The sequence below is a fragment of the Pedococcus sp. genome, assembly GCF_036000045.1.
Classification (GTDB): Bacteria; Actinomycetota; Actinomycetes; order Actinomycetales; family Dermatophilaceae; genus Pedococcus.
The window spans coordinates 21,527-30,178 of record NZ_DASYGF010000020.1; the positions used below are offsets into that span (position 1 = coordinate 21,527).

Here is an 8,652-nt window from a genome sequence, read left to right on the forward strand (position 1 = left end):
CGCGGGACCGCAGCGACCAGGAGAGGTGAGGCGTGGGCACGGACGCCAGAGTCGTCACGATCGCCTCGCGCCTCTTTCCGCCCGAGCCGGGCGCAGCGGCATACCGGCTGGGTTGGCTGGCGCGCATGTTGAGCCGTTCGGGCGTCACCGTCCGGGTGCTCACCACCCGGCCGCCGCGGGTGGCCCGGTCCGCCAGCACGCCCCGCGGGGACCTCGCCGGCGGTCCGTCGTCCTCCGGGGGGGTGACCGTTCGACGGTGGCCGGTGCTGCGCGACAAGGGCGGCAACGTGCGCGGTTACATCCAGTTCGCCAGCTTCGACGGCCCGCTGATGTTCCGGCTGCTCGCCACACGCACCGATCTCGTCATCGTCGAGCCCCCGCCCACCACCGGTGTGGCCGTGCGGCTCGTCAGCGCGCTCAAACGCGTCCCCTACGTCTACTACGCCGCTGACGTGTCCTCCACCGCGGCGGCCGGCATCGGCGTCAGCCCCGCGGTCGTGCGCGTGCTCACCGCGGTGGAGTCGTGGGTGCTGCGGGGCGCCGCCCACGTGCTCGCCGTGTCCGAGGGCGTGGCCGCGGAGGTGCGCTCCCTGGGCGTCGACCCCGGTCGGGTCACCGTCGTGGGCACCGGGGTGGACACCGAGGCGTTCCGCCCGCGCCCCGTCCCCGACGACGACGTCCCCACCCTCGTGTATGCCGGGACGATGTCCGAGATCCACGGAGCCGAGGTGTTCGTCCGCGCCTTCGCGCAGGTCGCTCCCGAGCACCCCGAGGCCAGGTTGGTGATGCTGGGGCAGGGCACCGAACGGGCGGCACTGGAGCAGCTGGCGCAGAGCCTGACGCCCGGGCGGGTGAGCTTCGAGGGTCTCGTCGCCTCCGACCGGGTCGCCGAGGCGCTCGGGAGCGCCTGGGTGGGGCTGGCCTCGGTGCGCCCCGGCCGGGGCTACGACTTCTCGTTCCCCACCAAGATGTTCGTGTCGACGGCCTGCGGCTCCCCTGTGATCTATGCCGGTGTGGGGCCGGGCGCTCAGATGGTCCGGGAGCACGACCTCGGCTGGGCTGCACCGTGGGACGTCGAGGCGGTCGCCGACGCCATGCGAGAGGCGCTGGCCCAGCGGGTCAGCCCCGCACGGCGAGCCCGGCTGGCCGAGTGGACCGTCGCGAATGCCAGCCAGGAGTCCGTGAGCCGGCGCGCGGTCGACGCCGCGCTGGGCGTCCTGGCCTGACCGCCGGCGGGACCTAGCCGGAGCGGGGCCGCTGAGCCACGCCGAGGAGACGGTCGTCGAGCACCTGCGCCGCGGCCCGGCCGTCATGCCAGCGATGGGCGAACGCCACACCCGCCGCGGCCAGCGGCTCGTAGGACTCGGGACGCGTCACGATGTCGCGCAGGACCTGCTCGAGCCGGTCGGGTCCCGCGTCGACGATCGGCACGGCGTCGGGCACCAGGGCACGGACCTCCGGCGCGACGTTTCCGACGACGAGGCGGCCCGCCGCCATCGCCTCGACGGCGGCCACGCCGTAGGAGCCCGTCATGATCTGGTCCACGACCACATCGGCAGAGCCGACCAGTCGGGCGACCTCGGCGTGGGTCACCCGCTCCGGGGCCAGGTAGCTGATCAGCCCCTCGGCGTCGAGGGCTCGCAGGATCGGGTCGATCACGCGCGTCCCCTTGATGGGCGGACGCCGCCGGCTGGGCAGGTGCAGCACGACGGGACGGTCACGCCTCAGCGGTGGCTGGCTCGCGGCCCAGGCCGACACGTCGACGACGAGCGGCAGCCAGTGGGCATTGGGGAGGTCGAGCAGCAGGTCCGGGGTGCTGACGAGGACAGGGACGTCGACGCGGCGCACGATGGCCCGGTTGCGTGCCGACACCCGTCTGGTCCGTGCCAGCCAGAGCCCCTTCGTCTCGTGGAAGAAGGAGTAGTCCCACCGGCGCAGATGCGCGTCGGGGTCTCGCACCTCGCTGCCGTGCGCGATAAGTGCGACCTGCACCCCCCGCGAAGCCCAGTACTTCAGCTCGCGCTCGACCGACCGCCGCCCCGCACCCTCGAGGGGAGACAGGAAGCCGTCGATGGCCAGGTGCGTGATGCCCGAGAGGCTCTGGAGAACCTGCGCCCTGCGGTGGGCCGGACGCACCAGGCGCTGAGCCGGCAGGACCATGTCGACGGCGTGGCCGATGCCCTGCGACATCCAGGGCAGAGGCGGGCTGGCGAAAGAGAACGACGGCACGTGGACGAACTCCGACACGGCGCGTGCCCACTGGGCCGCCTGGCCGGCGTAGTTCGCGGGTCCGACGGCCAGCCTGCGCCCCTCGCCTCCGGACCGGTCGCCGGCGTTGTCGTCGGGACGGTCGTGGGGGGCGGACGACATGCGAGCCAGTATGTCAGGCGGCGGGCCGGGCACCCGGCCGACCGCGGCCCAGCAGCGGGCTGAGGAGACGCAGCACCACCTTGGCGTCGCGGTGCACGAAGGCGAGCCAGGCCAGCACGAACACGGTGGCCCAGAGAAGGTCGAGCCAGGGTCCGAGGTCGAGGGCGTCCCGACCTGCGATGAGCGCAACGGCCAGGAGCACGCCCAGGGCAAGGCGGCCGAGGAGCGCGCCCCAGTGGTGCCCGTCGCGTCGCCAGACGAGGCCGATCGGCAGGCCCGAGATCACGAGCGTGCCGGCCAGGTAGCCGACAGCCACGCCGGTCTCGCCCCAGCGGGTCGCGAACAGCGCCCAGGCCGCCGCTCCCACGGCCAGCCCGGACATGCTCGCCACGCTCGTGGCCGCCATGCCCCGCTGGGAGCGGGTGGACAGCGAGTTGACGCTCGCCATGGCCAAGGTCGTGGGCAGCACGGCGAACAACAGGACGGGCAGCAACCGGCCCGCCTCTGCGTAGCGCCCTCCCCAGAGGACGGCCACGATGAGCCGGCTGCAGAGGGCCAGCGACCCGAACACGGCCACCATCACCACGACGAGAAGACGGGTGGCGCGGTCGGTCTGCCAGCGGAACGCCTCCACATCACCCCGTCCCCAGGCCTCCGCCATGGTCGGGAAGAGCACCAGGCTCAGCGAGCCGGCCAGCAGGGAGGCGGGAGTCGCGAGCGTGAGGGCCGCGGCATACTGTCCGGCCTGTTCCGGGGACCCGACGAGCTTGGCCACCACCATGGACAGCTGGAGGAAGCCGGCGCTGGCGGTGGTCCCGGCCACCCCAAGCGCGACGAACCCGTCGAGCTCGCGCCGCAGCGGTGCACTGGGCCGTTCGCCGTGGCTCCACGGCCACCCGGCGAGGGTGTAGACGAGGTAGGCGGCAGCCATGGGCAGCACGAGCATCGGACCGCGTACGCCGGCGAGCAGCGACAGAAGGAGGGTGACCAGACCGGCCACCATGATGACGACGTCCCACACCGTGGCCCGGCCCACCTGGCCGATACCGAACTGCAGCCCGCGCGCGAAGTTGTAGCCGCCGTAACCGACGACCAGGGCCGCGACACACAGGCCTCCGACCAGGTCACCCTTGAGCCCCACGACCCAGATCGGCACGGCGGCCAGGCCGAGGACCAGCGTGGCCTGAGTCGTTCGGCGCCGCAGGTGGGCTGCTACCGACAGCGACTCGTCATGACGGCCGGCCCCCCGCGCGCGGGCGAGGAACTTCGAGGCCGCGCTCCCGGTGGTCGTGGGCCAGACCAGGCAGAGGAAGGTTGCCACGGCGATAGCGGTCTGCACCACTCCCAGCAGGCTGGGGCCGCCGAAGCGTCCGACCAGGAGAGGCGAGACGAGCCGAAGGACGCCCTGGGCGGCCAGACCGACCATGCTCAGGACCCCCCGCGACGCCATCGAGGAGCCCGCGTGGGCATCGAGGCGAACCGGGCGGATCACCTCGCGCCACGAGAGAGCCAGTGCCACCCGCTATGCCGTGGTGGGGACGTAAAGGTACAGCGAAGACATCAGTCCGGTCTCTGCGGGCGGGTCGACCTTGCGCTCCAGCTTCCAGCCGGGGCACTCCCGAGCGACCCATGCCGTGAAGGAGCGGTGGCGTTCGTGTGGCACGAGCTCGTCCCCGGAGGTGTCGTTGCTGCAGATGACGACGAAGCGCTCGGCCCCGGCGAACAGGCGGCGCATGTAGTCCTCGAAGATGTCGTCCTCGACCAGGTGGAAGATCACCTCCATGGACAGGGCCATGTCACCGCGCAACCACCCTGCGGGGTCGGCCAGCTCGCCGGGCTCGAACTTGAGGAAGCTCTTGGTCGGGTCACCGCTGAAGCGCTCGATGCAGTGCCGAACGGCGGTGCCCGAGCGGTCGAGCCCCAGGTAGCGGGGGTAGTCGGCCAGCGAGAGCTGGTTGCCGTCACCGCACCCGAAGTCCACGACGGACGTCATGCCGAGCTCGCGGACCCACGCGTTGACCATGTCGGCCTTCCACTGGGCCGAGGGTCCGTAGGATCCGGGGCCGGAGGTGCCGCCCGCGGCGTAGCGGTCCTCCCAGTAGCGGCCGCTGCCCTTGAAGGTGAGGTGGCGGAGCCGCACACCTGCGCGGGTGGTGGCTGCCTTGACGAGTACCTGCTTGAGTGCCATCCGGGAACGCTATCTCACGACCAGGCCGGCATCGTGCCCCCGCGCGGGCACCTCGACCGTCGACCCGCTCTGCGCGGACTCGATGCAGGCCTCGGCCACCCGCACCGTCGTCAGCCCCTGCTCCATCGTGACGATGTCGGCTTGCTGACCGAGCACCGCGTCACGGAAGTTCTCGTGCTCGACGCGCAACGGCTCGGGCTTGGCGATCGCGTAGCGGATCACGTCGCCCTCGGAGACGCCGCGGAAGTTCGCGATCTCGCTCCAGGTGTGCTGCTCCAGGCCATTGGCGTAGTAGGTCAGGTCGGCGGTCAGGGTGTCGGCGACGAAGGCGCCCTTCTCACCGGTGATGACGGTGACGCGCTCCTTGAGCGGCGACAGCCAGTTCACGAGGTGGTTGGTGACCGTTCCGCCGGAGAGCTGGCCGACGACGGCCACGAGGTCCTCGTGCTCCCGACCCGACTTGTATGCCGTGCGCGCGGAGACCGAGACGAAGCGCTGCTGGGTGACCCATGCGGTGAGGTCGATGTCGTGCGTGCCGAGGTCCTTGACGACGCCCACATCGGCGATGCGCGAGGGGAACGGGCCCTGCCGTCGCGTCGCGACCTGGTAGACATCGCCGAGCTCACCGGCCTCGAGCCGCGCCCGGGCCTGCTGGAGGGCGGGGTTGTATCGCTCGATATGGCCGACGGCTCCGACCAGACCCGCGTCACTGAACGCCTTGGCCAGCCGCTCCGCGGAGGGGGTGTCCTGGGCCAGCGGTTTCTCGATCATGGTGTGCACCCCGGCCTCGGCCAGTGCGACACCGATCTCCTCGTGAAGCGCGGTCGGCACGGCGACCATGCAGTAGTCGAGCTTCTCGGCGATGAGCTCCTCGACGGTGGCATGGATGGGGCGGCCACCCGCCACCCGGTGCGGGTCGCCGCCGGCATCGGCGACGGCGACCAGGTCGACGCCGTCGAGCGACGCCAGCACTCGGGCGTGGTGACGTCCCATCATGCCGAGGCCGATAAGACCGGCGCGCAGGTTCGCCATCTCAGGCACCTGCCTTGGCCAGCGTGTTGACCGCGGTGACGATGCGCTCGAGGTCGTCCTGGGACAGCGACGGGTGGACCGGGAGGGAGAGACACTCGCGCGCGGCCTTCTCGGTCTCGGGCAGCTCGACATCGACCTGGAAGGGCGCCAGCCGGTGGTTGGGCACGGGGTAGAACATGCCGGACCCCACGTTGTACTCGTCCTTGAGGGCCTTGGCCAGACCGTCGCGGTCCTCAGCCACCCGGATCGTGTACTGGTGGTAGACGTGCACGGCACCGTCCGCCACCGGCGGCGTGGTGACGCCGACGAGGTTCTCGGTCAGGAAGGCGGCGTTCTCCTGGCGGCGCTTGGTCCAGGCGTCGACCTTGGTCAGCTGCACCCGGCCGATAGCCGCGTGGATGTCGGTCATGCGCGTGTTGAAGCCGACGACCTCGTTGTGGTACTGCTGCTGCATTCCCTGGTTGCGGTACAGCCGCATCAGCCGCTCGATCTCGTCGTTGGCGACACTCACCATGCCGCCCTCGCCCGAGGTCATGTTCTTCGTCGGGTACAGCGAGAACATCGCGAAGGAGCCGAACGCGCCCACCGGGGTGCCGTTGAGCGAGGCGCCGTGCGCCTGGGCCGCGTCCTCGAAGACCTGCAGGCCGTGCTTGTCGGCGATGGCCATGAGCTGGTCCATCTTGGCCGGGTGGCCGTAGAGGTGGACGGGCATGAAGCCGACGGTGCGCTCGGTGATCGAGGCCTCGACGGCAGCGGGGTCGAGGCAGAAGTCGTCGGCACTGATGTCCGCGAACACGGGCGTGGCACCGGTGAGCGCCACCGAGTTGGCGGTCGCCGCGAAGGTGAAGGACGGGACGATGACCTCGTCACCCGCCTTGACGCCGCTCGAGAGCAGACCCAGGTGCTGGCCGGAGGTGCCCGAGTTGACGGCGACACAGGCCCGCCCGAGCCCGAAGTGCTCCGAGAACTCCTCCTCGAAGGCCTTGACCTCGGGGCCCTGGGCCAGCATGCCGCTGCGCAGCACCCGGTCCACCGCCTCGCGCTCCTCGTCGCCGATCAGCGGCTTGGCAGGGGGGATGAACTCACTCATGAATGTGCAGCCTCCGTCAGGCGGTCGTCGTTCTCGATGTACTTCTCACCCGTGGCCGGGCAGACCCAGGCGCCGTCGGCATCTCGGTCGCGTTCCAGTGGCACACCCGCTCGCCCCACCCAGCGGATCCGTCGGGCGGGGACCCCCGCGACCAGGGCGAAGTCGGGCACGTCCGCGATGACCACCGATCCTGCGGCCACCAGCGCCCACCGACCGATGGTCACCGGAGCGACACAGACTGCACGGGCCCCGATCGAGGCACCCGTGCGGCAGGTGACACCGACGGCCTCCCAGTCGTCGCCGCGCTTGATCGTCCCGTCGGGCGCGACCGCTCGTGGGTAGTGGTCGTTGGTGAACACCACGGCCGGGCCGACGAAGACGCCGTCCTCGAGCACGGCCGGCTCGTAGACCAGGGCGTAGTTCTGCAGCTTGCAGTTGTCGCCCATGCGGACCCCGGTGCCGACGTAGGCGCCACGCCCGACGATGCAGTTCTCACCGAGGACGGCGTCCTCGCGCACCTGGGCGAGGTGCCATACGGAGGAGCCGTCGCCGATCTGGGCGCTCTCGGCCACATCGGCCGAGTCGACGATGCGAGTCGCCATGCTCATGCCCTCTGCTCGGCCTGGCCGACGACCAGGAAGCGGACGCCGGGGAACTGCGTGCGGTCGAGGGTCCGGCGGCCGTCGACGACCGCTCGCACCCCGGGGAAGTCGGTCGCGGACAGGGAGCGGTACTCGGAGTGGTCCGCCTGCACCACGACGACATCCACGGGGCCACCCAGCGCATAGGGCTCCCACCCGAGGTCGCGCAGCTCGGCATCGGTGAACATGGGGTCGTGGACCACGACGCGGGCCCCGGCCCGCTCGAGCTCCGCGACCGTGGCGAAGACGCCGGAGAACGCTGTCTCCTTGACCCCGCCGCGATAGGACGCGCCGAGCACGGCGACGGTCAGCCCCTCGAGGCTGCCTCCGGCCGCCTCGGCGGCCAGCCCGACCGAGTATGCCGGCATGGCGGCGTTGGCCTCGCGGGCTGCGCGCACGACCGTGGCATCCGGGTCGTTCCACAGGTAGAGGCGCGGGTAGACCGGGATGCAGTGGCCGCCCACGGCAATGCCCGGGCGGTGGATGTGGCTGTAGGGCTGGGAGTTGCTGGCCTCGATGACCTGGTAGACGTCGATGCCGTGCGAGGCCGCGAACGCGCCGAACTGGTTGGCGAGGGCGATGTTCACGTCGCGGTAGGTGGTCTCCGCCAGCTTGGCCATCTCGGCGGCCTCGGCGCTGCCGAGGTCCCACACGCCGTTCGGGCGCTGCAGGTCGGGCCGCTCGTCGAACTGGAGAACCGACTCGTAGAACTCCTGCGCTGCGGCGGCGCCGGCCTGGGACAGCCCGCCCACCAGCTTCGGGTACTTGCGCAGGTCCGCGAACACGCGTCCGGTGAGCACCCGCTCGGGTGAGAACACGAGGTGGAAGTCGGTGCCCTCGGCGAGCCCGGACACCTCCTCGAGCATGGGCTTCCAGCGAGTGCGGGTCGTGCCGACCGGCAGCGTCGTCTCGAAGCTCACCAGCGTGCCGCGCTTCAGCCCCCGGGCGATGTCCTTCGTCGCGGAGTCCATCCAGCCGAAGTCGGGCCGAGCCTCGTCATCGACGAACAGCGGGACCACGACGACGACCGCGTCGCTGTCGGCGACCGCGGCGGTCGTGTCGGTGGTCGCTCGAAGATCTCCGCTGGAGACGACCTCCTTGAGGTACTCCGCGAGGTTGGCCTCACCCGGGAACGGCTCGACACCGCTGTTCACGACGTCCACGAGGCGCTCGTTGACGTCGGCCCCGAAGACCTGGTGCCCGGACCTGGCGAACTGGACGGCCAGGGGCAGTCCGATCTTGCCCAGCCCCACTACGGTGATCTTCACAACGCTCCTTCGGTCTCGGGCTCGCGGACGATCCTAAGGCCTCGGCGGCCGTGCGCCGCGCCG

8 protein-coding genes are annotated in these 8,652 nt (G+C 71.2%); 1 reads left to right on the plus strand and 7 read right to left on the minus strand.

From position 1 onward, the window contains the following. Positions 1–32: 32 nt before the first annotated feature. Entirely contained in the window at positions 33–1,226 is a 1,194-nt protein-coding gene (locus VGN50_RS04205) for a glycosyltransferase family 4 protein (protein ID WP_327443405.1), read from the plus strand. 13 nt (positions 1,227–1,239) lie between these two features. On the opposite strand, the gene VGN50_RS04210 is transcribed toward VGN50_RS04205, so the two are convergent. The 7 genes from VGN50_RS04210 to VGN50_RS04240 are packed head-to-tail and all read right to left on the minus strand — an operon-like array spanning position 1,240 to position 8,589. Continuing rightward, entirely contained in the window at positions 1,240–2,370 is a 1,131-nt protein-coding gene (locus tag VGN50_RS04210) for a hypothetical protein (protein ID WP_327443406.1), read from the minus strand. Positions 2,371–2,383: 13 nt separating this feature from the next. Next, entirely contained in the window at positions 2,384–3,889 is a 1,506-nt protein-coding gene (locus VGN50_RS04215) for a lipopolysaccharide biosynthesis protein (protein ID WP_327443407.1), read from the minus strand. Positions 3,890–3,892: 3 nt separating this feature from the next. Then, positions 3,893–4,558 (minus strand): class I SAM-dependent methyltransferase, encoded by a 666-nt coding sequence (locus VGN50_RS04220; RefSeq protein WP_327443408.1) that lies wholly within the window; start codon positions 4,556–4,558, stop codon positions 3,893–3,895. A gap of 9 nt (positions 4,559–4,567) precedes the next feature. After that, positions 4,568–5,590 carry a Gfo/Idh/MocA family oxidoreductase gene (locus VGN50_RS04225; RefSeq protein WP_327443410.1) on the minus strand — a complete coding sequence of 341 codons (1,023 nt, stop codon included), beginning with the start codon at positions 5,588–5,590 and terminating at the stop codon, positions 4,568–4,570. A gap of 1 nt (position 5,591) precedes the next feature. Next, positions 5,592–6,680, minus strand: a complete 1,089-nt coding sequence (locus VGN50_RS04230) for a DegT/DnrJ/EryC1/StrS family aminotransferase (protein ID WP_327443412.1) — start codon at positions 6,678–6,680, stop codon at positions 5,592–5,594. Continuing rightward, positions 6,677–7,282, minus strand: a complete 606-nt coding sequence (locus tag VGN50_RS04235; protein ID WP_327443414.1) for an acyltransferase — start codon at positions 7,280–7,282, stop codon at positions 6,677–6,679. Before VGN50_RS04235 ends, VGN50_RS04230 begins: the two co-directional genes overlap by 4 nt. 2 nt (positions 7,283–7,284) lie before the next feature. Then, complete coding sequence (locus VGN50_RS04240) at positions 7,285–8,589, minus strand: nucleotide sugar dehydrogenase (protein ID WP_327443413.1); 1,305 nt, start codon at positions 8,587–8,589, stop codon at positions 7,285–7,287. Positions 8,590–8,652 lie beyond the last annotated feature (63 nt).